Below are 25,976 nucleotides of genomic sequence, written 5' to 3'. Positions count from 1 at the left end.
CGAAGCAGGTCTTATGTTTTTTGAAGTGATTTATAATATTGGCCCTTTGCTACATATTCCGACCGTATTCTTTGCATATCTTGTCGGTCTTCTTCGGTCAAAGGGCGGATGACTTTTGCAGGACGGCCAAAAGCGAGATGGCCAGGCGGAATGATTTTTCCCGGCGGGACAAGACTGCCGGCGCCAATAAAGGCACCTTCGCCAATCTCGGCTCCGTCTAAGATGATTGAGCCCATGCCGATTAAGGCGTTCTTGCGGATAACAGCACTATGAAGTGTAACCTGATGGCCTATCGTGGCGTCATCTTCAATGAGAAGCGTCCGGTTCGGGCTTTGATGGAGGCAGCTTAGATCTTGGATATTGACTCTGTTTCCGATTCTAGTCGGCGCGACATCTCCCCTTATGACAACAGAAAACCAAATGCTGGACTGTTCTCCGATAACGACATCACCGGTAATAGTTGCATTATCAGCTACAAAGGCTGTTGGGTGGATATCTGGCATGTGTTCCTTATAAGGGTAGATCATAGTATTCATCCTTCTTTCTCTATTTAAATTTCGTATGAGGTGAAGAGCATGTGGACCTGGAAAGCAGACAGACCTGTTGCCGTGATTGTGATGATCCACGGGGCAAGTGAATATCACGGACGATATAAATGGCTGATTGAAATGTGGAGATCTTCGGGTTATCACGTTGTCATGGGCGACTTGCCGGGTCAGGGGACAACCACAAGGGCCAGAGGTCATATTCGCTCATTTCAAGAATACATTGATGAAGTAGATACTTGGATAGATAAAGCACGAACCTTTGAGCTGCCGGTTTTTCTTCTCGGTCACAGCATGGGCGGCCTGGTTGCGATTGAATGGTTTAAACAGCAAAGAAATCCCCGTATTACGGGAATTATTTTATCATCACCGTGTCTGGGACTGCAAATTAAAGTGAATAAAGCGCTTGATCTTGCATCACGAGGCCTGAATGTCATCGCTCCGTCGCTTAAGGTTGATTCGGGATTATCAATTGATATGGCGACGCGCAATGAAGACGTCATCGAGGCCGACCAAAATGACTCGTTATATGTCAGGAAAGTATCTGTCAGATGGTACAGAGAACTGTTAAAAACAATTGAGTCAGCGATGGTGCCGACAGATGCGTTTTTGAGAGTGCCGCTCTTTGTGATGCAGGCCGGTGACGATAAGCTTGTTGACAAAACGATGGTCACCAAGTGGTTTAATGGTGTAGCTTCCCACAATAAAGCGTACAGAGAGTGGGAAGGGCTTTATCATGAAATATTTAATGAACCCGAAAGAGAAGATGTCTTTAAAGCAGCAAGAGCGTTTACTGATCAATATATTTGAACTAATTGGGGGTGCATGTGTTGACAGTACCGGAACATCCTTTTGGATTAATGGCAAAAGTATATCGAGATATTTTTCCGCTCGTTCATCAAGAGCTGGACATATGGAAGCAAAAATCAGAATCAATTCATAACAGTGAATTAAAAGCACAGGCAACCGCAAGTATTCGAGACAAGACATTTCACTGTGAAGGCGGCGGCATACTAGCCTTGTTGTCAGGCAATCAAAAGCAGAAATGCGTCGAGTTTATCATCGCGTATCAAACGATCAGTGATTATCTGGACAATCTGTGCGACCGCAGCACCTCACTTGACCCGCAAGATTTTCGGATGCTCCACGCCTCAATGCAGGACGCACTGACAGTCGGGGCGGAACCGCAAAATTATTATCAATTCAGAGAAGAACAGGATGACAGCGGGTATTTGCATGAGTTGGTCAAAACGTGCCAGCGTGTTCTTGGTTCAATTGACCACTACGACATGATTAAACCTTATCTGCTTGAACTGTGCGGCTATTATTGCGATTTGCAGGTGCATAAGCACGTCATTGAGCATGAGCGTGTTCCGCGGCTTGAGAAGTGGTTTACTCAATATGAGTCAGAGCTGCCTGAGATGGAATGGTATGAATTTTCAGCCTGTGCAGGCTCGACGTTAGGCATATTCTGTCTTGTTGCGTATTCGTTCCAGCCTGATTTCACAGAAAACACCGCTAAAAAAATCCGCAATAGTTATTTTCCTTACATACAAGGTCTTCACATTCTGCTCGATTATTTAATTGATCAAGAGGAGGACTTGCTGGAAGGGGACTTGAATTTCTGCTCGTATTACGAGTCGCATGAAGAAATGATGAAGCGGCTTGAACATTTTATCCAAAAAGCAGACGAACATTTACAAGGCATTCCGCATGAAAACTTCCATCGTTTAATCAATCGCGGCTTGCTTGGCGTTTATTTGTCAGATGATAAAGTGGCGGGCCAAAAGGAGATGGGCCGGCTCGCGAAGAAGCTGATCAAAGCAAGCGGAAAAACCTCCTTTTTCTTTTATATCAACGGCAGAGCCTACCGGAAATTTCAAAAAATGGCCTGGATGAAAAACTCAAAGAAAAAAGCTCAAATCATTTGCTGATTTGAGCTTTTTTTTCGATGGCGACAATAAATGGCGGGTCATTTTGCTGGTTGATAAATCCGTATGTTAACACGCGGGCTGTTTGCTGGTCCAAGCTCCGGCAAAAGTCGAGCACGTCGTTTTTTTCAGCTTTGCCTTCCGGGTGGCCATGATAGACGACCAAAACAATCAGGCCTTCATCTTTCATGATGCTGAGAAGCTGTTCAATTGCTTTGATCGTTGAAATGCCGTTCGTCGTAATCGATTTGTCCCCGCCCGGCAGATAGCCGAGGTTAAACACAGCGGCCGCCACTTTGCCGTGTGTTTCCGGCGGAAGGGATTCAGCGATTTTGTCATGGCTTTCGTGAAATAACGTTGTTCGCGCTTGATATGTCTCACCGAGCCGTTCCTTCGTATTGGCCACGGCTGATTCTTGGATGTCGAATGCGTACACATGGCCGTTTTCACCGACAAGCTCCGCTAAGTACTGCGTATCGTGCCCGTTGCCCATCGTTGCATCTATGACGATATCTCCTTCTCCCGCGGTCATTTTCAGCAGTTCTTTGCTGTAAGGAAGAATTTTCTTCAAAATCATAGCGCTGATTCCTCCTCGAACCGCTGAAAGAGCTTCCCTTGATAGCTGCCGCGATTTTCAAATTCTATATTAATGGCGCCAAGCACTTCCCATTTGTTGACGCTCCACATCGGCCCGATCATCAATTCTATAGGTCCGTCACCTGTAATGCGGTGGACGATCATTTCCGGCGGAATGATCTCAAGCTGATCGCAAACGAGCTGCACATATTCATCTTGAGAAAGGAATTCGAGTTTTCCTTTTTCATATTGCTTGACCATCGGCGTGCCTTTCAATAGGTGCAAAAGATGGATTTTAATGCCCTGGACGTCCAAATCTGCGACAGCCTTTGCGGTTTCCATCATCATGTCCCGGTCTTCCAAAGGCAGTCCGTTGATAATATGTGAGCAGACCCGTATGCCGTGTTTTCTTAATTTTTTGACGCCTTCCACATAGCAGTTAAAATCATGTGCGCGGTTGATCAGAAGAGCGGTCCGTTCATGAACCGTTTGAAGCCCAAGCTCCACCCACAAATACGTGCGGTCATTCAGCTCTGCCAAGTAGTCCACGACATCATCAGGCAGACAGTCCGGGCGTGTGGCGATCGAAATGCCGACCACATCATCAAGTGCGAGAACAGATTCAAACTTCTCACGAAGCACCTCAACCGGCGCGTGTGTATTGGTGAAGGCCTGAAAATAGGCGATGTATTTGCCGTCCTTCCATTTTTCGTGCATGCGGTTTTTGATGTCATGGAATTGCGTAATTAAATCATCGGCCCGGTTCCCGGCAAAATCGCCGGAACCTGCAGCGCTGCAAAAAGTACAGCCGCCGTGTGCAACGGTGCCGTCCCGATTTGGACAGTCAAAGCCGCCGTCAAGCGCCACTTTAAACACCTTATGGCCGAAATGTTCTCTGAGATGATAATTCAATGTATGATAGCGTTTTTCCGTATTTGAATAAGGAAAAGGATTGTTCTGCATCACAATTCATGTGCCTCCTTGCGTACGATTGCATCCTAAAATTGTAGCACGCATTTTGCAAGAGAACAAATGAATATCGACCATAAATTACTTTATTGAACGAAGTCAGATGGGGCTACAATATGAATGATGGATTATTCCATTACCAAGAGGAGGGGTTACTGTGGCAACAAGACAATCAGTAGATGAACATCTCCAGCAATGTATGCAGGCGTATGATTATGCTGAAGAACAGCTGACAATCGCTTCAAAACAAGAGCATTATAACGACCAAGAATACAGTGATGCGCAAATGCAGCTTGAAAATGCGGTAAATGCCTTAAATAAGCTGTGGCTGTCGTCAAATGATCAGCAGAGGGAGCAGCTGTACAGAATGAGGCTTCAGCTTCAAGCTTTGCAAAATAACATGATCCTTCAGCACCCTCTTGATGTGTAAGAAACGGACCCTTTTCATAAGGGTCCGTTTTTTTGTAAAAAAAGGATTGACTTTGTGTGGGAAAATATTTATTGTATTAAGTGTACTAATTGAAGTAATACACTATAGACACTGATGAAAAGTCATTTATATATTAAATTAAGGGAGGCAGTTATGAAACATAAAAAACGAAACAAACGTAACTTGCCGATGCTGATCGCGGCATCTGTGATCGCTTGTTCTTTTTTTCTTGTTCTTGTGATAATCGGTTTTGAATGTCAAAAAAGTATCATTGATCAGTTTTATTTATAAAAGGTTCAGATCGTATAGAAAGTAGGGAAGTAAATGATTCAAATCGATCCAAGAAGCTCAACACCCATTTACGAACAAATTATTCAGCAAATGAAAGAGCTTTGTTTGAAAGGGATCATGAAGCCTGGCGATAAGCTTCCTTCTGTCAGAGAATTGGCGACGATCATTATTGCGAATCCGAACACTGTCAGCAAAGCGTATAAAGAGCTTGAGCGAGAGGGGATTATTGAAACGCTGCGGGGCAGAGGAACCTATATATCGGAGAATGCAAAAACGACACTGGTTGAAGGGAAGATGACGATGATTAAAGAGCAACTCAAACAGCTCATCATCGATGCACACTATGCAGGGGTTGAGCTGGAGAAACTGCAAGAATGGATAAAGGAAATCAGCGCTGATGTGAAGGGAGGCACAGAAAATGATTGAACTACGGCAGCTGTCAAAAACGATTGACGGCAATCAAGTATTAAAAGATGTTTCATTAACAATTGAAAAAGGAGAAATTTTCGGGCTGCTCGGCCGGAACGGATCGGGCAAAACGACGATGCTCCGTTTAATCCAGCAAATCATTTTTGCAGACAGCGGGACGATTTTGTTTGACGGCGTAGAAATCAAAAAGCATCCGAAGGTCAAACAGAATATCATCTACATGCCTGTTCAAAATCCTTTTTATGACAAGTATACATACAAGCAGCTTGTTGACATCCTGAGAAGGATTTATCCGAAGTTTGATGTCACCTACGCGAATGAGCTGATGAACAGATACGAAATTCCGGAAACGAAAAAATACCGCGAGCTGTCGACAGGTTTGAAAAAACAGCTTTCGCTCGTTCTGTCGTTTGCAGCAAGGCCGGCGCTGATCCTCCTTGATGAGCCGACGGATGGAATAGATGCGGTGACAAGGCATGATGTGCTGCAGCTGATGGTCGATGAAGTGGCAGAGCGTGATACGAGCATTCTGATCACCTCTCACCGGCTTGAGGACATAGAGCGGATGTGCAACCGAATCGGTTTTCTCGAAGATAACAGGCTGACGAATGTGATGGATCTTGATGAGCTAAAAGAAGAGTACATCAAAATTCAAATGGCGTTTGATACAGATGTCAATTTGGCCATCAGAGAGCAAAACATTCCGATGCTCGATCAGGCCGGCGTGTTCTATACGGTGCTGATTCCGAAAAGCGACGAAGAGAACAAGAGCTTTTTGAGAGAGCTGAAGCCAAAAGTGTGGAATGAGCTTCCTGTCAACTTGGAAGAAGTGTTCATTGCGAAGTTTGGAGGGAAGCGGAGATGGTAGACCGAGGTCTCCTCTATCGAGAGTGGAAGCAGAATCAAGTGGTGATTTTGCTAAGTATTGCGTTTTTAGTGCTGGCAAATCCGCTTTCTATCGTTAATACGTATTTGTCTTATCAAGGATGTCTGGCTCATCAAGACCCGCAATATTGTGATTTTATTGTCAATTATAGGGTAAGCAATCTGATAGATATCAACTGGGTGCCGGGTGTCATTTTGGCGGTCTGCTTCCTGGGAATGGAACGTTCGAAAGGCACGATGGATTTTATATTAAGCCTCCCGTATAACAGAAGCCAAATTTTCCAGACGAAATTTTGGTTAGGCGGTATTGTGATTGTGCTGTCGCAATTGATTGGCTTTTTAGTTTCATGGCTGCTGATTCTTATCTATAACCCTGAACACGTCTACTTTTTTGAGCACAGCAGCGTTGGAGTGATCGTGATTAGCTTTATGGCTTACTGTTTGTTGATGGCCGCTGGGGCATTAACGGGGAATGTTTTTGCCCAGTTATTAACGGCATTTGCTGCTGCGGTTTTACCGTATTTAATTGTTGCTTTGCCGCTTGGAAACTTTGAAGTTGTTTTTGGCGTGAGTATATGGGAACTATTCCCTTCTCCTGAGGCTTATTTTTCTCTAACGAGCAATTTATTATATCTAGTGCCTATTAGTTACGTTGCAAATGGATGGCTGTCTGACAGTAAATATATTTTATTGATTCCAGCTGCTATGTGCATACTGTTTTACTTGATTGGCTATATAAGCTTCAAAAAGCATCCAAGTGAGCGAAATGGACACTTTTTCCTTTGGAACAGATTAGACCGTCCTGTACAAATTCTGGTGATGTCCTTCGGTATTCTTGGTTTTGGTTTATTTGGATACTCTGCCGGACAGTCCATCATTGGTTACATTTTTGGAATGATCATTGGAGCCGTAGTTGGATTTTTTGTGAGCTACTTCTCTATTTATAAGAAAACGAAACATTAAGAAATACTTTCGGTTTGGAGGGAAGTGATTTGCCGGATTCCGGGCTGTTTTATAAAGAGTGGAAGCAAAATAAAGCTCTGCTAATCATGATTTTTTTGGTGTTTATGCTGAGCAATCCCTTTACCGTATTAAATACGTACATCTCATATCAAGGCTGCGTGGCTAATCAGAACGAGTGGGTTGGAACCTGTGTATTTACGATTAACTATTTAAACGGCACATTTATCTCGCTGTTTTGGATTTGGGGTGTCGTTTTGGCGGTCAGCCAGCTTGGGATGGAGCGAAGCAAGGGCTTGTTTGATTTTACATTAAGCCTTCCTTATACACGTGGGCAGGTATTTAACGCAAAGTTTATAATGGGCGGAATAGCGATTGTGGTTTCACAAATCACGGGATATGGATTATCTGTTTTGCTGGTTATGCTCTTGAAGCCTGATCAGGTTGTTCATTTTCATAACTACAGCCTTGGAATGATCATTATTAGCATGCTGGCTTATTCTTTGGTTATGGCTGGCGGAGCTCTGACAGGTCATATTTTCGCACAGCTTTTGGTCTCATTTACCGTCACCATCTTGCCTTTTTTAGGTATTACTTTGCCTGCAATCAACATAGATATCCTTTTTGGCGGAGCAGCATTTTTAGATCACCCTATTCCTGAATGGATGCAGTATATATTTCCTATCACATATGTTGTTCCAAACTGGGTTGAGGATTCACCGCATTATTTAGTGATTCCAGCGCTGATGAGCATCATGTTCTACATCATCGGCTATATTAGCTTCATCAAACTGTCAAATGAAAGAAATGGGTATTTCTTTTTGTGGAAATCGCTTGATCGTCCGGTTCAAGTAATCGTCATTATCATTGGAATCATGGGCTTCGGATATTTTGGATTTGCCGCAACGGAGAGTTTTGTCGGCTACATATTCGGCATGGCTGCAGGCGCTGTGATTGGTTTCTTCATCAGCTATTTTGCAATTTATAAAAAAACAAAACATTTATAAGGGAGAGAGAAAAGATGATTGATGTTCAGCATATCGACCATTCTTTCACGATCGGAAAAAAGGGCCGTGAGAATGAAGTTCCAGTATTGAAGGGTGTTTCCTTAAGCGTGGCGAAAGGTGAAATTGCCTGTATTGTCGGGCGAAGCGGATCAGGAAAATCAACGCTTCTAAATTTAATTTCCGGCTACATATCTCCAACAAAAGGGCGGATTGTCATTAATGGAACTGATGTTACTGGATTTAATGAAAAGGAATGGGCGCAATTTCGGCTTGACCATTTCGGGTTTATTTTTCAAAGCTTTCAGCTTATCCCGGGGTTAACGACGTATGAGAATGTTGAAATGCCGCTGGCGTTAAAAGGGATCAAGCCCTCTGAGCGGAAGCAAAAGGTGCAGGACATGCTGAAACGAGTCGGTCTAGAAAACCACGCCGCTCATTATCCGAATGAACTGTCAGGCGGCCAGCAGCAGCGTGTCAGTATTGCTCGAGCGTTGATTTTAAATCCTTCGATTATCTTAGCGGATGAGCCGACGGGAAGCCTTGATTCAGAAACGGAACATGAAGTGCTGGAATTGATTCAGCAGCTGAATCGCGAGCGGGGCATTACATTTGTGATCATTACTCACGATGATGAAGTCGCTTCTATCGGACATTCAAAATTTCAGCTTCATGACGGTGTGTTAAAAGGGGGAGTTACCGTTGAGGTTTAAGGATCAGGTTCATTTCATCAGAAGAAATATGAAGAAAAACAGATTGCGTGTCTTTATGACCATTCTTGCGACGACAATGGCGTGTGCGTTTTTGGTTGTACTGTCATCTGTTGGATTCGGCATTCAAAAGACGATTACAGATATCACGATGAGCCAGCAGGTTGTGACGAAAGTCAGTGTAATGGGCAAGGAAGGGGATAAGCCCATTAAAAAAGCTGATTTAGAGAAGTACGATCATGTAAGGTCAGTTGTAGAAAGAACGCAAGTGTATGAACCAAACAAAGCAACTTTAGGCAATCGTACAAATGAAAGCTCTAATTTGATCTTTACCAATATGAATGATGAACTGAAGGCCAATATGGAGTTGGACAAAGGAAGAGTCGCAAAGTCGCAAAATGAAATCGTAGTAGGATACGACTTTGCAAAGAGATTATTGACGAAAAAAGAATCGGAAGAGTATAACAAAAAAATCGAGGAAGCAAAGGGAAATCCGGAAGATATAAAAGAACCAGAAGGCTATAAGAAAGATATTCTGAACAAAACGATTGAATTAAGTGTATCGAAAACGGATCCTAAAACAGGCGATGTTGAAAAAACAAAAACATATGACTTTAAAATTGTCGGTATTACAAAAAAGCCATCTCAAGATTGGATGGAGGACTCAAACATTTTCATCAGTGATCAATTCAAGAAGGATTTTTCGGAATTCTTAGATTTCAAAGGCGGAAATGTGGAAAATAACATTGGCGTTTTTGCTGATAAATTTGAGAATGTGGAGCAGCTGACAAATGATTTGACAGATGATGGATACTATGTCACATCAGTTACTACCGAGCTTGAAGGAGTCAACACCTTCTTCATGGTCTTCAAAATCGGCTTGATCTTTGTCGGATGTATCGCTGTTATTATCTCAGCGATCGGCATTTTTAACACGATGACGATGGCGGTTACAGAAAGAACGCAGGAGATCGGCATTATGAAAGCGATTGGGGCAAGTCCGTCCATCATTCGCCGAATGTTTCTGATGGAAAGCGCGTATATCGGGATTTTAGGCTGTGTCATTGGGATTATCATTTCTTACGGCGTGAGCTACCTTGTCAACCTAGCCGTTCCGATGATTCTTGCGGCAACAAGTAGCGGCGATGCGGGCGATTTGAATTACACTTTCTCCTACATCCCAGCCAGCCTTGTGATCATTGCCGTTGTAATTTGTGGAGGGGTTGCGGTGATTTCGGGTATGAACCCGGCAAGAAAAGCAACCAAAACCAACGTGCTGACTGCGTTGAGAAGAGAGCTATAATGCGTACGAGCCGGCTGAGACAGCCGGCTTTCTCTATAGCGTATGAAGGCGTTTTGCTATACACTTGATAAAAAAGGAAAAAGTGCGGTGAGTCGATTGTTTAAACTTTTGCTGATTGAAGATGATGAATCGCTGTTTCATGAAATCAAAGATCGTTTAACGGGATGGTCCTATGATGTATACGGCATTCAGGATTTCAGTCAAGTGCTGCAGGAATTTGCGGCGGTTAAGCCTGATTGCGTCATTATTGATGTGCAGCTGCCTAAATTTGACGGTTTTCATTGGTGCCGGCTGATCCGCTCCCGGTCAAATGTTCCGATTCTCTTTTTATCCTCCCGAGATCATCCTGCTGATATGGTGATGTCCATGCAGCTTGGTGCTGATGACTTTATTCAAAAGCCGTTTCATTTTGATGTGCTGATTGCGAAAATCCAAGCGATATTCCGGCGCATGCATCATTATAATACGGAGCCAAGCACGATCAAAACATGGTGCGGGGCTGCCGTAGACGCAGAGCAGAATCTCGTCAGCAATGACAAAGGATCTGTTGAACTGACTAAAAATGAAATGTTCATTCTGAAACAGCTAATAGAACAAAAAAACAAGATCGTCAGCCGGGAAGAGCTGATCAGAAGCTTGTGGAACGATGAACGTTTTGTGAGTGATAATACGCTGACCGTCAATGTCAATCGCCTAAGGAAAAAACTGGATGATCTGCAGCTTGGCACATATATCGAGACAAAGGTCGGCCAAGGCTATATGGCGAAGGAAGAGGATCATTTCTATGATTAAAGCATTCCTTATCGAAAGGCGAAGCTGGATTGCAGCGTTTTTGTTTCAGCAGGTTTTGATCTTGTTTATTGCTTTTGTTGATCCCTCCATTTCATTTGAAAATGTTCTTTATATGGTGTATTTGTGTGTCCTGTTTTTTATGATATTTCTCCTGGTCCGCTATCGGAAAGAAACGGCGTTTTATAAAAGCCTGAAAACATGGGAGAACAATCTTGACGTGACAGCGATAAATGAACCGGAAACGCCGTTTGAATCGATGGTTGAAAGAAGCATTACAGGGCAAACGGAACACTTGAAGCAAACCGCTGCCCGGCACCGCTTGGCTTTAGAAAATGAAAAAGATGAGCTGATGGCATGGATCCATGAAGTCAAAACCCCATTAACAGCGATGCATTTAATCATTGATAGAATGGAAGACCAAGCTTTGAAACCCCAGCTATCATACGAATGGCTGCGTATTCACCTGCTTCTAGATCAGCAGCTTCATCAAAAACGTATGTCATTTATTGAAAACGATCTGTCTGTAGAATTCATTCAGCTTCAGCCTTTGATCTTCAAGGAAATTAAAGATTTACAATCGTGGTGTATCCAAAAAGGGATCGGCTTTGATATTCAGTTGGAGGCAGAGGAAGTGCTGAGCGATGCAAAATGGCTCGCGTTTATCGTCAGGCAGCTGCTGACAAACGCAGTGAAATACAGCGAAGCCTCTGAAATTGAGATCAAAAGCTTTCAAAAAGGGGAACGGGCGCAGCTCCAGGTGAAAGACTTTGGCAGGGGCATTGATCAAAAAGATGTACCGCGAATTTTTGATAAAGGCTTTACCTCCACAATGGACCATCATGATCAAGCGTCCACTGGCATGGGTCTGTACTTGGCGAAAAAAGCCGCGGCGCCGTTATTGATCCATATTGATGTTGATTCGGAGTTCGGTGCGGGGACCGTTTTTACATTAACCTTTCCAAAACGGAATCAATTTGAACGTGTCATAAGCATGTGACGAAAATGTCACATGCTTTTCTTTTTTGTTCGCTGTTTCGAAGGAAAAGACCGGCATTCCTTTTTATAATGAGATTATCCAATATAAAGGAGATTATAGAAATGATGATCTTACAAGCAAATAAAATTCGAAAAAGCTATGGAAACAAGCATAATAAACAAGAAGTGCTCAAAGGCATTGATATCCATATCCAAAAAGGCGAATTTGTCAGTATTATGGGGGCGTCCGGTTCTGGGAAAACCACATTGCTCAACGTACTGTCTTCGATTGATCAGGTCAGTCACGGAACGATCAACATTAACGGAAACGAAATGACTTCTATGAAGGAAAAGCAGCTGGCTGAATTTAGAAAACAGCATTTAGGCTTTATCTTTCAAGATTACAATTTGTTAGACACATTGACAGTGAAAGAGAATATCCTTCTGCCATTATCGATCACGAAAATATCAAAAAAGGAAGCCAATCGCAAGTTTGAGGAAGTTGCAAAGGAACTGGGAATTTATGAATTGCGGGATAAGTACCCGAATGAAATTTCCGGCGGCCAGAAGCAGAGAACATCGGCCGGGAGAGCATTTATTCATGACCCTAGCATTATTTTCGCTGATGAACCGACCGGCGCGCTCGATTCGAAATCAGCATCTGATCTATTAAACAAGCTGAGCCAGCTCAATCAAAAACGCAACGCCACGATTATTATGGTCACCCATGATCCTGTCGCGGCCAGCTACTGCGGCAGAGTCATTTTTATTAAAGACGGGCAAATGTATACACAGCTGAATAAAGGAGGCCAAGACAGACAGACGTTTTTCCAGGATATCATGAAAACGCAAGGCGTGTTAGGCGGGGTGCAGCATGAACATTAATCAGCTCATCCTGCGAAATTTGAAAAAGAATCTACGGAATTACTATTTGTATGTGTTTGCGTTAATCTTTAGCGTGGCGCTTTATTTCGCCTTTGTCACGCTCCAATATGATCCTGCGATTAACGAAGTGAAGGCTTCAATCAAGGGAGCCGCTGCCATTAAAACCGCTTCGATTTTGCTTGTGGCTGTAGTGACGATCTTCATTTTATATGCCAATACGATTTTTATTAAAAGACGGAGTAAAGAAATCGGGCTGTTTCAATTAATCGGAATGACGAAAGATAAAATCTTTCGCATCTTAAGTGCAGAAAATATCATGCTGTATTTCGGTTCTTTAGTGATTGGGGTAGTGGCTGGGTTTTCGATCTCGAAGCTTGTCCTGATGATTCTGTTCAAAATTGTCGATGTCAAAGCTGCTGCGAAACTGCACTTTTCCGAGCAGGCCTTAATCCAAACGATCATTGTGTTCTGTTGCATTTACCTATTAATCATGGTGATGAATTATACGTTTATCAAAAAACAAAGTATTTTATCTTTATTTAAAGTGGCGTCTTCCACTGAAGATAAAGTGAAGAAAATATCATTTTTCCAGATGCTGATCGGCGCTTTAGGCATCGTGCTGATTTTGACAGGGTACTATGTGTCTTCTGAGCTGTTTGGCGGAAAATTTAAGACCATAAATGAACTGTTTGGCGCGATGAGCTTTATCCTGGGGACTGTCATTATCGGGACGTTTCTCTTTTATAAAGGTTCGGTTACGTTTATCTCTAATATCATTCGAAAAAGCAAGGGCGGCTACTTAAATATTTCAGAAGTCCTGTCACTGTCATCGATCATGTTCAGAATGAAATCGAACGCTTTGCTGCTGACAATTATTACAACCGTTTCAGCGCTCGCCATCGGGCTGTTATCGCTCGCTTATATTTCGTATTACTCGGCAGAAAAGACTGCTGAACAAAATGTAGCGGCTGATTTTTCATTCATGAATGAGAAAGATGCCAAACGATTTGAAAGCAGTTTGGTTGATCATAACATCTCGTTTGTAAAAAAAGTAACCCCTGTCCTGCAAGCAAATGTTGACATTGCAAATATCATGGATGGAACCCCGAAAGAGATGCAGGGCGATCCTAGCAAAACGCAGCTTGCTGTTATCAGTGACAAAGATGTAAAAGATGTCGATGTGGAGGCTGGAGATGCCGTTTTCTCAGGATACACCGACTTGCTGCAAAAAATAATGGTTTTCAAAGACTCGGGTGTCATTAAAGTAAAAAGCAAGCATGAGACGCAACCATTACACTATAAAGGATTAAGAGAAGAGTTTCTTGTATCCTACACGTTTACAAGCGGGGGTCTGCCCGCTGTTATTGTGGATGACAGCTTGTTTAAGCGGCTGAACAAAGATAAAGATCCCCGCATTCAACTTGCGCAATCTGAATTTATTGGCATCAATGTGAAACATGAAGACCAGCTTGAAAAAGCAAATGAGCTTTTTCAAAAGGTGAACAAGAAGGATCAGCATTTATCAAGATTGGATACAAGCATTATGCAAAAATCACTGTTTGGTCTTGTTATGTTCATCGTCGGCTTCTTAGGATTAACGTTCCTGATTACATCAGGATGTATCCTTTATTTTAAACAAATGGGTGAAAGTGAAGATGAAAAACCAAATTATACGATTTTGAGAAAACTTGGTTTTACGCAGGGCGACCTGATAAAGGGCATACGCATCAAACAAATGTACAACTTCGGCATTCCGCTGGTTGTCGGCCTCTTCCACAGCTACTTTGCCGTCCAATCCGGCTGGTTCTTATTCGGGTCAGAGGTATGGACGCCGATGATAGTGGTGATGGTGTTATATACTGCGCTCTACTCGATTTTTGGTTTTCTGTCAGTTCTTTATTATAAGAAGGTTATTAAATCGTCGTTGTGAAACAGAAAAAGCTCCAGAGATTCTGGAGCTTTTTGTTTATCGTTTTGGCGCCCGGTAACCGGCGGCTTCAGCTTCTTCAACTGAACAAAACATTTCAGCCGGGTCGGTTGTCCGGTCGTAGTATGTACTGCCCGGCGTATGGTAGATGCCGTTTTTACTTCCTTTAATATTGCAGCCTTCTGCTGTATCAGCGGTTTTGGATTCATCACTTTTATTGGTATTGCTTGAAGTATTTCCAGTGTCTTCATGAGAACTGGCAGTATGGCTTTTTGCCTCTTTTAATTGCTTTTCAAGCTTTGTTTTATCTTGTTGGAGTGTTTCATTTTCAGCCTTTAACGTTTTTGTATCTTCTTTGAGCTGTTTTTGATTTTCTTGAAGCTCTTTAATCTCAGCTTTTAATGATTTCTGAGTCTTTTTTAGTTCGCTATTTTCTTTTTCAATCTGCTTTAGCTTGTCTTGATCTTCTGTGTTATCTTTCAATTTCTGTGCTTCAGAGCTGACAGATTTATATTCTTTCTCAAGTGCTTCATGCTCTTTTGTAAGACTATTATATTCGGCGTTTAGCGCTGAATACTTTTTCTCAGCATTTGCTGCAGCAGCATCAGGTTCTGTCAAGCCTGCTCCGGTGAAGAGCAGCACCAGGCCCCCTATCAAAAGCGGCCAAAAGAGTTTCTTAGAGAAACGTTTTTCTTTTTTTAGCACATATCTGACGAGGTGATACAATCCATAGCCAAGCGAAATGAGACATGCGAGAAAACCTAAGAATGCTAATACCATTTCCATAAAATTACCCCTTTTTCTATTTATTTTACAGTTTTTGAGCAATATTTGTTAGATTTTTTCACGCTCATCAGTTGAAAAATGTGAGATAGACAGATAGAATGAATGTGCTATGATAACTCGATTCGTACGGAGCCGTTTTAGGTTTCGTTTTTTTCATGAGCTTTTTTAGGTAAGAAAGGGGGATGAGTATGCCGCGTGCTCTTAAAATTTTAATCATTGGAATGTTTATTAATGTGACGGGTGCTTCTTTTTTATGGCCGTTGAATACGATTTATATCCATAATCATTTAGGGAAGTCATTAACAGTAGCCGGACTTGTGCTGATGCTGAATTCCGGCGCCAGTGTGGCAGGAAATTTATGCGGCGGTTTTTTGTTTGATAAAATCGGCGGCTTTAAATCGATTATGCTTGGGATTGCGATTACGTTAGCAAGCCTGATGGGCCTTGTCTTTTTTCATGATTGGCCGGCTTATATTGTGTTGCTGACGATTGTGGGCTTTGGTTCCGGTGTTGTTTTTCCGGCCAGCTACGCAATGGCTGGATCGGTGTGGCCTGAAGGGGGAAGGAAGGCATTTAATGCGATCTATGTCGCGCAAAACGCGGGTGTGGCCGTCGGCTCAGCACTTGGCGGTGTAGTGGCGTCTTTCTCGTTTTCATACGTATTTTTGGCGAATGCTGCATTGTATCTGGTCTTTTTCTTTATCGTATATTTCGGATTTCGAAATATTCAGACGAAGGATGCGTCTCAAACATCGGTGCTTGATTATGATGCTGTAAATAGCAAAGCAAAATTTGCCGCGCTCATCATATTAAGCAGCGGCTATGTACTCGGGTGGCTTGCTTATTCTCAGTGGTCTACCACAATTGCTTCGTACACACAAAGCATTGGAATATCTCTTTCCTTATACAGCGTGCTGTGGACGGTTAACGGAATTCTAATTGTGCTTGGCCAGCCGCTTGTCAGCTTTGTGGTGAAAAAATGGGCGGAGTCGCTGAAAGCGCAAATGGTCATCGGATTTATCATTTTCATTGTATCCTTCAGTATGCTGCTGACGGCAAAGCACTTCCCGATGTTTATGGCTGCCATGGTGATCCTGACCATCGGAGAAATGCTTGTCTGGCCTGCGGTGCCGACGATTGCCAACCAGCTTGCCCCTAAAGGGAAAGAGGGTTTTTATCAAGGCTTTGTCAACAGCGCGGCGACAGGCGGGAGAATGATTGGTCCGTTGTTCGGCGGTTTGCTTGTTGATCATTTCGGCATTCAGGCTCTTGTTTTATCTCTATTGGTTTTGCTGTTGATCAGTATTGCCACTACGCTTTTATATGACAAACGGATAAAACCGGCAAAAGGAACAAATAAGCAAGCATCTATCTCTTCATAATAAAAGATCCCGCCGGATGAGCGGGATCTTTTTACATGATCGGAAGCACGTTAACGGCATCCTTTACATTTGAATATGTTTTCAGCGATGAAAAATTAGCATCCAGTCTATTCATTTTCATGGCCAGTTCGGGCTTAATGCCGGTAATAATTAATTCGGTTCCAGTCAATTTCAGCAAATGGCTCAGCTTGAAAATCTGGTCGGCGGTTTGTTCATTCACTTGTGCCAATCCTGATAAATCAATGATCAAATAATCATCTTTGGATGTTGATAAGATATTCGTCAATGTGCAGACGATGGAATTAAATCGTTCCTCTGTCAGGTTGCCGATCAGCGGAAGAGCCGAAATGCCGTTGCGAATCGGGACAATAGGCGTTGAAAGTGCAGTAATTTCTGTGAGGGAATCCTCGAGAAGCTTTTCATACTCTTTTTGCTGGGTGATGTTATTTTGAATTCCGACAAAATAGGTCTTGTCTTCGATCTCCAGCGGATCAATACTCAATTCATTCCAGAACATCGTTCCGTCTTTTTTGTAGTTTTGGATCTGAACGGTAACCGGTTCTTTATTTTGTAAAGCGATTCTGATATTGTCTACTTCAGCGGGGTCTGTGTGTTCTCCCTGTAAGAAGCGGCAGTTCTTTCCTAAAATCTCTCCGGCTTCATAGCCGGTCATTTGAACAAAGCCTTGATTTACGTAGACAATAGGATTATCTTCAAGTGCAGGATCTGTAATTACCACACCAACCCGCGCGTGATCAAGCGCTTTTTTGATAACTTCCAGCTGTCCTTGTATTCCAAATGATTGAAAACTAGCCATATAAATCCCCCTTAGGCTGTCAGCTAACTGTGCGAGAGCCTGGTATTCCCCTTTTTTTAATGAATTCTACAGTAACCGTAGCACAACACATGTTCTGATTCAAGCAAGCGCAGTTTGTTGTTTGTCATTAGGGCTTGTCCTCGTATACACTAAAAATAAGAACAGAGATTGAACATATGAACGGAAGAATATTGTATAAGCTTAATAAGTGACTAGGTCAATGTCACTGGGTGAAAAATGAATCCAATGCATCAAGCTTACCGATCATGTGTTCACATATAATGGAAGAAACAAGCTTTTTTCAGATTTGCCAGTATGTAGATATCGAAAATCATCGGAATCGTTTAAGGGGGCTGGATGGCCTGAAGTCGCTTTACGAAATAAGGGCTTTAGGAAGGTGATGATGAAGATGCTGCATCAGGTACTTATTGCTTGTGTAATTGGAGGAATCATGGGGATTCTCGGTCATGTGAAAAAGAGAGGCAGGCTGGAGAAGCCCAGAATGACGAAGCGGTTTATCTATCTTGGATTTTTGGAAGATTGGTTTATTGGAATGACAGCTTCCATTTTACTTGTATTATCCGCTGACCCCGATTCAGGAATTCAACTTGTCATCTTATCCATTATCTCAGGCTACGGCGGTGAAGCTGTTCTCAGAAGTTTTGACTTTGTGAGAGAAATGAACAGCGGCGGCGAACCGGCCGAGTCCAAACGTCAAACCAAAACTCCACCCGAATAATTGTCCTCAATCCTCGCCCGTTCAGGGTACATTCCCATTGTATACAAACCTGCTTGCACTTATGAACAGAATTCTATAAAATACAGTTAAGATTACGGTTGCGATAAGAACAATGAAGAGGAGCAGTAAGAAACAGATATTGTTGCAGAGAGTTGACGGCTGGTGAAAGTCAATCAAGTTTGTTTCCGAACTCACCTCAGAGTTGCAGCGGTGAAAAGCCGCTGACGCATAACTGCGTTAAAAGTATCAAGTGAGTGCGGCGTATGCCGCACTAACGAGGGTGGTACCGCGGGAAAACGAAAGTCTCTCGTCCCTTTTAGGGATGAGGGAGTTTTTTTTAGTTTGGGAATATTCTGAATATAATCCTCTCCTTCCCGTCAATACTTGAACCATAAACGCCGTATTCAATCAGAAGGAGGTTTTTACTTTGAGTTTTCAGCACAAAGAGATAGAAAAGAAATGGCAAACATATTGGCTTGAAAACAAAACATTTGCCACTCTTGATAATAATGAAAAACAAAAATTTTACGCGCTGGACATGTTCCCTTATCCGTCAGGAGCGGGATTGCACGTCGGCCATCCTGAAGGGTATACAGCTACGGATATCCTGTCCCGCATGAAGCGCATGCAGGGCTATGATGTCCTTCATCCAATGGGCTGGGATGCATTCGGCCTTCCGGCTGAACAATACGCACTCGACACAGGAAACGATCCCGCTGTGTTTACGAAGCAGAATATCGATAATTTCCGCCGCCAGATTCAGTCGCTTGGCTTCTCATATGATTGGGATCGTGAAATTAATACAACTGACCCTGAATACTATAAATGGACGCAATGGATTTTCTTAAAGCTTTACGAAAAAGGCCTTGCTTACGTTGATGAAGTGCCTGTAAACTGGTGCCCTGCGCTCGGTACGGTTCTTGCCAACGAAGAAGTTATTGACGGCAAGAGCGAACGCGGCGGCCATCCGGTCGAGAGACGCCCGATGAAGCAGTGGATGCTGAAAATTACAGCATATGCGGACAGGCTTCTTGAAGACTTGGAAGAGCTTGACTGGCCGGAGAGCATTAAAGATATGCAGCGCAACTGGATCGGCCGTTCTGAAGGCGCTCACGTTCATTTTGCTATAGATGGACATGATGAATCCTTTACGGTGTTTACGACAAGACCAGATACGCTGTTTGGCGCTACATACACTGTACTTGCTCCAGAACATGCATTGGTGGAACACATCACAACGGCTGAGCAAAAAGATGCTGTTGAAGCATATATCAAAGAAATTCAATCAAAGAGTGACCTTGAGCGTACAGATCTTGCGAAAACAAAGACAGGCGTTTTCACAGGCGCCTATGCGATCAATCCTGTAAACGGAGAAAAATTGCCGATCTGGATTGCGGATTATGTTCTTGCATCATACGGAACAGGTGCTGTTATGGCTGTTCCTGGGCACGATGAGCGTGATTTTGAATTCGCCAAAACATTCGGCCTTCCGGTGAAGGAAGTCGTGAAAGGCGGAAATGTTGAGGAAGCAGCGTACACTGGTGACGGCGAGCACGTGAACTCTGATTTTCTGAACGGCCTTAACAAGCAGGAAGCGATTGAGAAAGTGATCGCTTGGCTGGAAGAAACGAAAAACGGCGAGAAGAAAGTGACGTACCGTCTGCGCGACTGGCTCTTCAGCCGCCAGCGTTATTGGGGCGAGCCGATTCCGGTCATTCATTGGGAAGACGGAACATCAACGGCTGTGCCGGAAGAGGAACTGCCGCTGATTTTGCCGAAAACGGATGAAATCAAACCGAGCGGAACAGGCGAATCACCGCTTGCGAACATTAAAGATTGGGTGGAAGTCACAGATCCTGAGACTGGTAAAAAAGGAAGAAGAGAAACGAATACAATGCCGCAATGGGCGGGAAGCTGCTGGTATTTCTTGCGCTATATTGATCCGCGCAATCCGGATCAGCTGGCATCACCAGAAAAATTGGAAAAATGGCTTCCGGTTGATATGTATATCGGAGGTGCAGAACATGCCGTGCTTCACCTTCTGTATGCCCGCTTCTGGCATAAGTTCCTTTATGATATCGGCGTAGTGCCAACGAAAGAACCGTTCCAAAAGCTGTACAACCAAGGTATGATTCTCGGCGAAAACAACGAAAAAATGAGTAAATCTAAAGGGAACGTTGTCAACCCTGACGAGATCGTTTCCTCTCACGGCGCTGATACGCTGAGATTGTACGAAATGTTCATGGGACCGCTTGATGCTTCTATCGCCTGGTCTGAATCAGGATTAGACGGCGCGCGCCGCTTCCTTGACCGCGTATGGCGCCTGTTTGTTGAAGACAACGGTGAGCTTAATGGCAAAATCGTTGAAGGGGCCGGTGAAACATTGGAGCGCGTGTATCATGAAACGGTCATGAAAGTCACAGACCATTATGAAGGCCTTCGTTTCAACACTGGTATTTCCCAGCTGATGGTCTTTATTAATGAAGCTTATAAAGCAACAGAGCTGCCGAAAGAATATATGGAAGGCTTCGTGAAGCTTCTTTCTCCTGTCGCGCCTCACTTAGCGGAAGAGCTTTGGGAGAAGCTTGGCCATTCCGGCACGATTGCATACGAAGCTTGGCCTGTATATGATGAGACGAAACTTGTCGATGATGAAGTTGAAATCGTTGTTCAGCTGAACGGAAAAGTAAAAGCAAAATTACAGGTTCCTGCCGATGCGACGAAAGAACAGCTGGAACAGCTTGCTCAAGCAGATGAAAAGATCAAAGAGCAGCTTGAAGGCAAAACGATTCGAAAAATCATCGCGGTGCCTGGCAAGCTTGTCAATATTGTGGCAAACTAAGCCTAGAAAAAATCCCCTTTGCCAAAAGGGGATTTTTTTCATCAGTCTCTAAATAGCAATCGTCCAGCTGACTTTGATATACTGAACATAATCATTGTGAATAGGAGTGTTTTCTTTGGAGATAAAAGAAATCAGCACAGCCGCTTTGAAAGAAAAAATTGAGGCGGACGAAGAACTATATTTAATTGATGTAAGAGAAGATGAAGAGGTGGCGGAAGGCATGATCCCGCAAGCCGTTCATATTCGGATGGGGGATATTCCTGAAAAAATGGACACCCTTGACAAAGACAAAGAGTACGTGTTTATCTGCCGCTCAGGAATGCGCAGCATGAATGTCTGCAGGTACTTGGATGAGCAGGGCTTTAAAACAGTTAATGTTGAAGGCGGCATGATGGCCTGGGAAGGCGAAACAAAACCAAAAAACTAGGGAGAACGATCCCCTAGTTTTTTTATTTATATTTCGGGAGCCAATCGCCGTGTGCTGCAAATAAATCATCACACATGGAGATGATGTCAGTCATGGAAAGCTCCGCACTTGTATGCGGATCAAGCATTGCCGCTTGATAAACTGCTTCTTTTTTCAATGTAACAGCGGCTTCAATTGTCATCAGCTGTGTATTAATATTCGTCCGGTTTAAGGCTGCAAGCTGCTCAGGCAGTTCTCCGACGAAGCACGGGGTGATTTTTTTTCTGTCGGCGACGCATGTCACTTCTACAACCGCTTTTGAAGGAAGATTGGTGATCAGTCCAGTATTCAAGACGTTTCCCCCGAAGGTAAACGGCTCGTTCGTTTCCATTGCTTCTATAATTCTTGACCCATATTCTTTTGAGCGTTCGTGTGTAAGGTTTTTATTATTGACAATATCATCCCGCATTTTCTCCCAATTTTGAATCTGTTTGACGCACCTTCTAGGATATTCGTCGAGCGGGATTTGCAGCTCGCTGATCAGCTCGGGATAGTTCCGTTTAATAAAGTATGGATGGTATTCTGCGTTGTGTTCGGACGATTCCGTGACATAATAGCCGAACTTATCCATTAATTCAAACCGCACCATATCATGATGTTTTGTTTTTTGTTTTTCTTTCGCTCTCCTTTTAATTTCTGGATATAGATCTACGCCGTCTTTTTTGACTTCCAAAAGCCAAGCCATATGATTGATGCCCGCGATGCGCTCCTCGATTCCGCCATGCTCCATTCGGAGAGATTTGAATAAATCCTTCGTACACACTTGAACACTGTGGCAGAGCCCAATTGTTTTAATATTCGTATAGCGGAGCATGGCGCCTGTAAGAGAGGCCATTGGATTTGTATAGTTTAAAAACCACGCATCCGGGCACATTTCCTCCATATCTTTTGCAATATCAAATAAGACCGGGATTGTTCTGAGTGACCTGAAGATTCCGCCGATGCCGACTGTGTCGGCGATCGTCTGGCGCAGCCCGTACCTTTTAGGAATCTCGAAATCTATGACTGTGCTCGGTTTATATCCTCCAACCTGAATCGCATTGATGACATAGCTTGCGTTCTGCAAGGCGAGTTTTCTGTCATCATAGCTGTTGATGGCCACACTCGGGTTATAGCGGTCTCTCAAATTTTCGAGCATGAGCTGGGATTCCTGCAAGCGTTTAGGATCAATGTCGTAAAGGGCGAATTCAAATCCATTCAGCGCTTCTGTTAACAAGCAGTCTCCCAAAACATTTTTGGCGAAAATGGTGCTCCCTGCACCGATAAATGTAATTTTTTTCATATTGCTTCCTCCTTTAACGTTATCCCTTTACCGCTCCGGATGAAAGGCCGGCAATAAAGTATTTTTGCAGCGCCAAAAACAGAATAACCATCGGCAGCATCGCCATAAGGGCAGCTGCGGCAACTAAATGCAGATTGTTGGCGTTTTCTCCGAAAAAACCTGCCATGGCTACTGTTAATGTCTGAACCTTTTGATCTTGTAAAAAGAAAATCGCAAATTGATAGTCGTTCCATATGAAGACACAGGAAATAATACAGATGGTCGCGGTGATCGGCTTCAGCAGAGGAAACACGATCGTAAAAAAGATTTTCAGCATGCCTGCACCGTCAATTCTTGCGGCTTCTTCAAGCTCTTTTGGAATGGTCGAACGGATGAAGCCAGAATACAAGAATACGGTTAACGGCATATAAGCCGCTGTATTGATCAAAATGGCGATGGCATGTGTATTGACCATTCCGGCGTCCACGACCATTCGGTACAAAGGCACCATCGACGTTAACGGAGGGATGATCATAATAGAAATCAGCAAGGCAAAAACGGCTTTATTCAGTTTCGTTTCCCGCCTGGCAAGGGGGTAGGCGGCAAGTGAGCCGAATATAATCAATAACAAGGCAGAAAAACCTGTGATTAGGATGGTGTTTATAAATGAGTTTCCTAATGAAGCGCGCTCCCACGCTTCTAAAAAATTGTGAAAGGAGATGTCGGCTGGAAACAGCCATTTTGAACTGTAGTCTCCTTTTGCTTTTAATGAAGTGGTCACCAAGATGTAAAAAGGAATAAAATGCGCACAGGCTACAATGGCGGCAAAAAGCGTAACGATCCGCAGGTTTTTAGAACGGGCGGCTTTCATGACATTTCCGTCTCCTTTCTTTTAAAGTACGCAAGCGCGCAAAAGCTGATGATCAAAATGACAAATGCCATAAATATGCCTTGTGTTGCGGCATAGCCGGCATCCTGCCGTTTGAAATACAAATCATACATAAACGTGGACATGGATTGAGACGCATTTCCGGGGCCGCCTGCGGTGAGGGCGATAATGACATCAAACAGCTTTAAGCCTCCGATAATGTTGATGACCATATTAATCGTGATCGAGGGCATTAACAGCGGCAGTGTAATGCTGAAAAACTGCTGGCCTTGTTTCGCGCCATCCATTTGTGCAGCTTCATAGTAGTCTTTCGGAATGCTTTGCAGGCCAGCTAAGTAGACAACCATAGCGATCCCGACATATTGATAGGTGTTAATCATGACAATAATCCATGGATTGAGCGTTGGGCTGGCGAGCGCATTGATCGGACTGATGCCGAAAACACCGAGCAAATCGTTGAGCGCGCCTCCGTCATAGGAGAAGAAAAAGTACCAGATGTAGCCCATAATGAGCGGGCTGATCATCACCGGCAAATACACAATTGTTCTTGTTATCGCTTTCATTTTGATGCTTTGATTCAATAGAAGGGCGTACAGGAGTCCGATCACATTTTGGAAAAAGGTGCTGCCGAGTCCGTAAAGCAGCGTGTTTTTTAAGATGTGCCAAGTGTCAGGATCAGAAAACAGCCTTTCATATTGCGCGAATCCCACCCATTGGTAGATTTGTGAAAAGCCGTTCCAGTTTGTAAAGGTGATCAATGCGCCTTTCACAAACGGATAAATCATAAAGATCAGAACGGAGAGCAAAGCAGGAATGTACATCCACCAAAGTGAGGACTGCTTTTTTGGCTTAACCTGTTTCACATGAACGTCCCTTGCGATCTCACTCATTGTTTTCAGCTCCCTGTGTTTCCGATTGCTCCCGGAGTCGTTTATATTCTCTCCCCAGCTTCTTCGAAATTTCTTGAGGCGTCAATATGTCAGCCGCAAGCTCCTGCCCGGCCGTGCCCAGAACATCCCACATTCCGTTTGGCAAGTATAAACGGTCGAAGTAAGGTTCGACTTTGACATCTCGATAGTGATCATAGTCATTTGCGTAGAAAATATCAGCTTTCACATTGGTCAGCCCTGATGGAAGCGATGTGGCTTCAGCCATTTGTTTGGCATTGGCAGGGCGGGCCATAAATGAGATGAATTCTTTTGCTTCCTTTACGTGAGGGGAGTCTTTCCATGCTGCAAGTGTGTAGCGTTCACCGCCGATCCATATCGGATCATCACCGGCATGTATGGCAGGTGTCGGGATAATGCCGACCTTGACCTTCGAATTGATCTGGGCAACGTCTTGGCCGAGTGTGCCGCCTTGCATCGTAAAGGCGATTTTGTTTTGGGCCATTAATTCAATGAGTTGTGATTTTTTTGCGGTTACGGCGTCAATATTGAGCAGTTTTTCTTTCTGCATTTGTTTAAGGGTGTCTGATAAATAAGTGAATTTGCTCCAGTGAAAAGTGCCGTTGGTGAGCTGTTTTTTTTCATTATGGGCAGGATCTGTGATGAGAAGAGGTGTAGCGAATTGGTCGTAATATTGGGCAAATGAGCTTTTGTCATATCCGGCAAACCAGAAGGGAACAATGCTTCCCTTGCTCTTTTCTTTAATCATTCTCAGCGCTTTCATAAAGTCATCCATGGTTTCCGGAGGATCAATGCCGTATTGGTCTAAAATATTGCGGTTATATGCCAGACCGTCTTTTGCCTGATTGATCGGATAGGCATACACCTTTCCGCTTTTATTTTTGAGGATGCTGTTTAAATTTGGATCGAGATCTTGGGTCCAATCCATATCCCTGAGATCTGCTGTATATTCTCCATACCTGATTTTTCCCCAGCCATGTGTATCGAAAAGGTCAGGCAAATCATTGGCTGCCATTCTGACACGCATCATATTTTCATAGTCATTGCCTGGGAAATGAAGGCTGACACGAATGTCTCTGTGTTCCTTTTCGAACGCTGCCGCCAGTTTTCTGAACGTATCTCTTTCACTGTCCGTTGACATTGTAGAATAAATGGTTAACGTCTTTTTTGCGGTCTCAGCTGAGCTTTTCTCTGCTGAGCAACCGGGCAGAATAAGCAGAATAAGAGAGAGAAATAAAACAAAAGTGTGTTTCATCTTTTCCTCCTTATTATCG

General features: G+C 43.5%; 27 protein-coding genes and 1 other annotated feature. Of the genes, 18 read left to right on the top strand and 9 right to left on the bottom strand.

Annotated features, from left to right (window positions below):
- Positions 1 to 11: 11 nt before the first annotated feature.
- Positions 12 to 527, bottom strand: coding sequence for a gamma carbonic anhydrase (locus tag M0696_RS15225; protein WP_166849373.1), 516 nt, complete (start codon positions 525 to 527; stop codon positions 12 to 14).
- A 48-nt stretch (positions 528 to 575) separates the two neighbouring features.
- On the opposite strand from M0696_RS15225, the gene ytpA reads away from it, so the two are divergent.
- Together ytpA and tbcS are read left to right on the top strand one after the other, a co-directional pair.
- A complete protein-coding gene (gene ytpA / locus M0696_RS15220) occupies positions 576 to 1,355 on the top strand; it encodes a phospholipase YtpA (protein WP_166849377.1) in 780 nt (259 codons plus the stop codon).
- A 20-nt stretch (positions 1,356 to 1,375) separates the two neighbouring features.
- Positions 1,376 to 2,479: a tetraprenyl-beta-curcumene synthase gene (tbcS, locus tag M0696_RS15215; protein ID WP_222143381.1), complete on the top strand. Its 1,104-nt coding sequence runs from the start codon at positions 1,376 to 1,378 to the stop codon at positions 2,477 to 2,479.
- On the opposite strand, the gene mnmM is transcribed toward tbcS, so the two are convergent.
- Positions 2,469 to 3,053 carry a tRNA 5-(aminomethyl)-2-thiouridylate-methyltransferase MnmM gene (gene mnmM / locus M0696_RS15210; RefSeq protein WP_248602120.1) on the bottom strand — a complete coding sequence of 195 codons (585 nt, stop codon included), beginning with the start codon at positions 3,051 to 3,053 and terminating at the stop codon, positions 2,469 to 2,471. The genes tbcS and mnmM overlap by 11 nt on opposite strands.
- Entirely contained in the window at positions 3,050 to 4,018 is a 969-nt protein-coding gene (gene mnmL / locus M0696_RS15205) for a tRNA modification radical SAM protein MnmL/YtqA (protein ID WP_248602119.1), read from the bottom strand. The genes mnmM and mnmL overlap by 4 nt, the downstream gene beginning before the upstream one ends.
- Before the next feature lie 160 nt (positions 4,019 to 4,178).
- On the opposite strand from mnmL, the gene M0696_RS15200 reads away from it, so the two are divergent.
- From M0696_RS15200 to bceB, 12 genes are all read left to right on the top strand, one after another.
- Entirely contained in the window at positions 4,179 to 4,451 is a 273-nt protein-coding gene (locus M0696_RS15200) for a YtzC family protein (RefSeq protein WP_072566728.1), read from the top strand.
- Between the two features lie 153 nt (positions 4,452 to 4,604).
- On the top strand, positions 4,605 to 4,742 hold the full coding sequence (locus tag M0696_RS15195; protein WP_166849389.1) for a hypothetical protein: 138 nt from the start codon (positions 4,605 to 4,607) through the stop codon (positions 4,740 to 4,742).
- 33 nt (positions 4,743 to 4,775) lie between these two features.
- Positions 4,776 to 5,168 (top strand): GntR family transcriptional regulator YtrA, encoded by a 393-nt coding sequence (gene ytrA / locus M0696_RS15190; RefSeq protein WP_060399329.1) that lies wholly within the window; start codon positions 4,776 to 4,778, stop codon positions 5,166 to 5,168.
- On the top strand, positions 5,161 to 6,039 hold the full coding sequence (gene ytrB / locus M0696_RS15185) for an ABC transporter ATP-binding protein YtrB (RefSeq protein WP_003223329.1): 879 nt from the start codon (positions 5,161 to 5,163) through the stop codon (positions 6,037 to 6,039). Before ytrA ends, ytrB begins: the two co-directional genes overlap by 8 nt.
- Entirely contained in the window at positions 6,033 to 7,019 is a 987-nt protein-coding gene (gene ytrC, locus M0696_RS15180) for an ABC transporter permease YtrC (RefSeq protein ID WP_222143378.1), read from the top strand. Before ytrB ends, ytrC begins: the two co-directional genes overlap by 7 nt.
- Positions 7,020 to 7,048: 29 nt before the next feature.
- Positions 7,049 to 8,023: an ABC transporter permease gene (locus M0696_RS15175; RefSeq protein ID WP_222143377.1), complete on the top strand. Its 975-nt coding sequence runs from the start codon at positions 7,049 to 7,051 to the stop codon at positions 8,021 to 8,023.
- Between the two features lie 14 nt (positions 8,024 to 8,037).
- Positions 8,038 to 8,733 carry an ABC transporter ATP-binding protein YtrE gene (gene ytrE / locus M0696_RS15170; protein WP_222143376.1) on the top strand — a complete coding sequence of 232 codons (696 nt, stop codon included), beginning with the start codon at positions 8,038 to 8,040 and terminating at the stop codon, positions 8,731 to 8,733.
- A complete protein-coding gene (gene ytrF, locus M0696_RS15165) occupies positions 8,723 to 10,033 on the top strand; it encodes an ABC transporter permease YtrF (protein WP_222143375.1) in 1,311 nt (436 codons plus the stop codon). The genes ytrE and ytrF overlap by 11 nt, the downstream gene beginning before the upstream one ends.
- A 96-nt stretch (positions 10,034 to 10,129) precedes the next feature.
- A complete protein-coding gene (gene bceR / locus M0696_RS15160; protein WP_166849423.1) occupies positions 10,130 to 10,825 on the top strand; it encodes a two-component response regulator BceR in 696 nt (231 codons plus the stop codon).
- Entirely contained in the window at positions 10,818 to 11,822 is a 1,005-nt protein-coding gene (gene bceS / locus M0696_RS15155; protein WP_248602118.1) for a two-component sensor histidine kinase BceS, read from the top strand. The genes bceR and bceS overlap by 8 nt, the downstream gene beginning before the upstream one ends.
- 101 nt (positions 11,823 to 11,923) lie before the next feature.
- On the top strand, positions 11,924 to 12,685 hold the full coding sequence (gene bceA / locus M0696_RS15150; protein WP_166849429.1) for a bacitracin ABC transporter ATP-binding protein BceA: 762 nt from the start codon (positions 11,924 to 11,926) through the stop codon (positions 12,683 to 12,685).
- Positions 12,675 to 14,615, top strand: a complete 1,941-nt coding sequence (gene bceB / locus M0696_RS15145; RefSeq protein ID WP_248602117.1) for a bacitracin ABC transporter permease BceB — start codon at positions 12,675 to 12,677, stop codon at positions 14,613 to 14,615. The genes bceA and bceB overlap by 11 nt, the downstream gene beginning before the upstream one ends.
- Before the next feature lie 36 nt (positions 14,616 to 14,651).
- Here bceB and M0696_RS15140 read toward each other — a convergent pair whose 3' ends face one another.
- Complete coding sequence (locus M0696_RS15140) at positions 14,652 to 15,398, bottom strand: LMBR1 domain-containing protein (RefSeq protein WP_248602116.1); 747 nt, start codon at positions 15,396 to 15,398, stop codon at positions 14,652 to 14,654.
- 188 nt (positions 15,399 to 15,586) lie between these two features.
- Between M0696_RS15140 and M0696_RS15135 the strand changes: the two genes are divergently transcribed.
- Positions 15,587 to 16,780: an MDR family MFS transporter gene (locus M0696_RS15135; RefSeq protein ID WP_248602115.1), complete on the top strand. Its 1,194-nt coding sequence runs from the start codon at positions 15,587 to 15,589 to the stop codon at positions 16,778 to 16,780.
- A 31-nt stretch (positions 16,781 to 16,811) separates the two neighbouring features.
- On the opposite strand, the gene ytvA is transcribed toward M0696_RS15135, so the two are convergent.
- A complete protein-coding gene (gene ytvA / locus M0696_RS15130; protein ID WP_166849439.1) occupies positions 16,812 to 17,597 on the bottom strand; it encodes a YtvA family blue-light photoreceptor in 786 nt (261 codons plus the stop codon).
- A gap of 403 nt (positions 17,598 to 18,000) precedes the next feature.
- Between ytvA and M0696_RS15125 the strand changes: the two genes are divergently transcribed.
- The 3 genes from M0696_RS15125 (at position 18,001) to M0696_RS15115 (ending at position 21,605) form a co-directional block, all read left to right on the top strand.
- On the top strand, positions 18,001 to 18,336 hold the full coding sequence (locus M0696_RS15125) for a DUF4257 domain-containing protein (protein ID WP_003223352.1): 336 nt from the start codon (positions 18,001 to 18,003) through the stop codon (positions 18,334 to 18,336).
- Positions 18,337 to 18,439: 103 nt separating this feature from the next.
- Positions 18,440 to 18,654, top strand: a binding site (T-box leader).
- Between the two features lie 109 nt (positions 18,655 to 18,763).
- Positions 18,764 to 21,178, top strand: a complete 2,415-nt coding sequence (leuS, locus tag M0696_RS15120) for a leucine--tRNA ligase (RefSeq protein WP_222143371.1) — start codon at positions 18,764 to 18,766, stop codon at positions 21,176 to 21,178.
- Positions 21,179 to 21,293: 115 nt separating this feature from the next.
- Positions 21,294 to 21,605 carry a rhodanese-like domain-containing protein gene (locus M0696_RS15115; RefSeq protein ID WP_003237998.1) on the top strand — a complete coding sequence of 104 codons (312 nt, stop codon included), beginning with the start codon at positions 21,294 to 21,296 and terminating at the stop codon, positions 21,603 to 21,605.
- Positions 21,606 to 21,627: 22 nt separating this feature from the next.
- Here the strand turns inward: M0696_RS15115 and melA are convergent, their stop codons facing one another.
- From melA to M0696_RS15095, 4 genes are read right to left on the bottom strand one after another with little or no spacing between them, the layout of a single operon-like run.
- Positions 21,628 to 22,926 (bottom strand): alpha-galactosidase MelA, encoded by a 1,299-nt coding sequence (gene melA, locus M0696_RS15110; RefSeq protein ID WP_222143370.1) that lies wholly within the window; start codon positions 22,924 to 22,926, stop codon positions 21,628 to 21,630.
- Between the two features lie 19 nt (positions 22,927 to 22,945).
- Complete coding sequence (locus M0696_RS15105) at positions 22,946 to 23,776, bottom strand: carbohydrate ABC transporter permease (RefSeq protein ID WP_166849445.1); 831 nt, start codon at positions 23,774 to 23,776, stop codon at positions 22,946 to 22,948.
- Complete coding sequence (locus M0696_RS15100; RefSeq protein ID WP_222143369.1) at positions 23,773 to 24,684, bottom strand: carbohydrate ABC transporter permease; 912 nt, start codon at positions 24,682 to 24,684, stop codon at positions 23,773 to 23,775. Before M0696_RS15100 ends, M0696_RS15105 begins: the two co-directional genes overlap by 4 nt.
- Positions 24,677 to 25,957 (bottom strand): ABC transporter substrate-binding protein, encoded by a 1,281-nt coding sequence (locus M0696_RS15095; protein ID WP_248602114.1) that lies wholly within the window; start codon positions 25,955 to 25,957, stop codon positions 24,677 to 24,679. Before M0696_RS15095 ends, M0696_RS15100 begins: the two co-directional genes overlap by 8 nt.
- Positions 25,958 to 25,976 lie beyond the last annotated feature (19 nt).

This window comes from Bacillus rugosus (assembly GCF_023238245.1).
GTDB classification, from domain to species: Bacteria; Bacillota; Bacilli; order Bacillales; family Bacillaceae; genus Bacillus; species Bacillus rugosus.
The sequence above is the reverse complement of the archived record's forward strand: the minus strand, read 5'-3'. Positions and strand labels throughout refer to the sequence as shown.